The organism is Mycobacterium sp. (assembly GCF_049683355.1).
GTDB lineage: Bacteria > Actinomycetota > Actinomycetes > Mycobacteriales > Mycobacteriaceae > Mycobacterium.
This window is the reverse complement of sequence record NZ_JBAUJB010000481.1, coordinates 1-2,323: the sequence shown is the minus strand read 5'-3', so window position 1 is coordinate 2,323 and position 2,323 is coordinate 1. Positions and strand designations below refer to the sequence as shown.

Genomic DNA, 2,323 nt, shown 5'->3' with positions numbered 1-2,323 from the left:
CCACCGCGTCGGCCGCGAACCGGGCGCCCTGCGCCCTCGCCCCGGGTAGCGCCGCGAACAGATCCCCGGGCCGGGCGTCTTGCCCGCGCAGGGTCACGCCGGTGACTTGGACGTCGGACATCGACGGGCCCAGGGACAGGCCGGCCACCAGATCGGACACCGCGACCAGCGGCAGACCGGCAGGATGTGAGGGGCGCAGATTCATGGCCTTGACACAGTACCGGCCGCGGCGTTCGGCTCAGCCCGCCTGAAGTGTCAGCGGGGCACCAGGATCCGCCGACAGCGGGACGTTCTCCCGTTGCAGCAACCAGGACGCGATCTCGTGGAACAGCGGGGCACCCGACGATCCCGGCGAGCCGTCGGCGGCCCGGTGCGGTGCGTCGAGCATCACTCCGACCACGTAGCGCGGGTCGTCGGCCGGCGCCATTCCCGCGAAGGTGATCCAGTAGACGTCGTCGTAGTAGCAGCCGCAGCCCGGGTTGATCTGCTGGGCGGTGCCGGTTTTGCCGGCGATCTGGTACCCCTCGACCGCAGCCTGCGGGCCGGTCCCCTGCTGGACGCCGCGCGGGTCGCGCTGCACGACCGAGCGGAACATGTTGCGCACGGTACGTGCGGTCTCTGCCGACACCACCCGCACGCCTTCGGGCCTGGGCTCCTCGGTACGGGTGCCGTCGGAGGCGACGGTGGCCTTGACGATCCGGGGCGGGACGCGAACCCCGTCGTTGGCGATGGCCTGATACATCCCCGTCATCTGCAGCAGGGTCATCGAAAGACCCTGGCCGATAGGCAGATTGGAGAAGGTGCTACCCGACCACTGGTCGATCGGGGGAACCAGGCCGGCGCTCTCACCGGGCAGGCCGACGTCGGTGCGCTGACCCAGGCCGAACTTGCGCAGCATCTCCGCGTAGCGCTCCGGCCCGATGCGCTGCGCGAGCATCAGCGTGCCGACATTCGACGATTTTCCGAAGACCCCGGTGGTGGTGTACGGCATCACCCCGTGTTCCCACGCGTCGCCGACCGTGACCCCGCCCATGTTGATCGACCCGGGCACCTGCAGCACCTCGTCGGGGTTGGACAGCCCGAACTCGATCACCGATGCCGCGGTGACGATCTTGTTCACCGAACCCGGTTCGAACGGTGACGACACCGAGAGGTTGCCCAGCTCGCGCTCCTGCTGGCGGCTGAGATCCTGCGAGGGGTCGAAGGTGTTGTCGTTCGACATGGCGAGCACCTCACCGGTTTTCGCATCGAGGACAACAGCCGAGGCGTTCTTGGCGCCGGACCGGTCCTTGGCCAGTTGCACCTGCTGCTGCACGTAGAACTGGATGTCGTCGTCGATGGTCAGCATCACGTTGGACCCGTTCACCGCGTCGTGGCGGTTGCGGTAGCTGCCCGGGATGACCACGCCGTCGGAGCCGCGGTCGTAGGTGACCGAGCCGTCGGTGCCGGCCAGAACCGAGTCCAGCGAATCCTCCAGGCCGAGCAGACCGTGCCCGTCCCAGTCGATGCCGCCGACGATGTTGGCGGCGAGCACCCCGCCCGGATACTGGCGCAGGTCCTGACGCTCCGAGCCGACCTCGGGGAACTCGGTGGTGATCGCCTCGGCGATCGCGGGGTCGACGGCACGGGCGAGGTAGACGAAGGTCTCGTTGCTGCGCAACTTCTTGAGCACGGTGGCGCTGTCCGGCTTGTTGCCCAGCCGGGTAGCCACCTCGGCAGCGATGTCCCGCAGCCGTTCGTCCGGGTCGGGGGCCTCCGAGCCCTGCTCCTGCGCCTTCTGCGCCGCTTCCGCCAACTCCTTGCGCACCTTGACCGGTTGGAACGTCAACGCACGCGCTTCGATGGTGAACGCCAGTTTGTCGTTGTTGCGGTCGACGATCGCGCCGCGCAGCGCCGCGTCGATGTCTGTCACCTTCAACTGGCCCGCGGCCTCGGCGCGCAGGCCCTCGGCGCGCGGCACCTGCAGGGTGAACAACTGGGCCGCCGCCACGACCAGCAGCAGGAAGATCGCCGCGTTGCCGGCACGGTGCCGGAACACGAACGATGCACTGCGCAGGCCGTTCTGGGGCGCCGCCTGCCGGGAGCGCCGCGATCTCGCCGAGCGTTCCTGGCTGGGCGGTGTCTTCGGCGGTGTCTTCGCCGTCCTGGCGGGACCCGCCGACCGTGACTTGGCCGATTTTGCGGTGTGATCCCGCCGACCCGACTCGCGGCTCATGCCGGCGGTCCCGGTACCGGCGCGACGGGGGCGAACTGTTCAGTGCCCACCGGGGCGCCGGGCTGGGTGGCCGCGCCCGGCTGCTGGTGCAGCGGACCGGCTCCCAGC

Annotated in this window: 2 protein-coding genes; both read right to left on the bottom strand. The window is 69.7% G+C overall.

Annotated features, from left to right (window positions below; genetic code table 11):
- The coding region (locus WA944_RS26880; protein WP_526647515.1) for a Mur ligase domain-containing protein at nt 1-205 on the bottom strand (205 nt) is incomplete at its 3' end.
- A gap of 33 nt (nt 206-238) precedes the next feature.
- A complete protein-coding gene (locus WA944_RS26875; protein WP_526374245.1) occupies nt 239-2,215 on the bottom strand; it encodes a peptidoglycan D,D-transpeptidase FtsI family protein in 1,977 nt (658 codons plus the stop codon).
- Nucleotides 2,216-2,323 lie beyond the last annotated feature (108 nt).

Bases quoted from the DNA above. Each gene is read 5' to 3' on its own strand.
- WA944_RS26875 (WP_526374245.1), bottom strand. From the start codon at position 2,215: ATGAGCCGCGAGTCGGGTCGGCGGGATCACACCGCAAAATCGGCCAAG.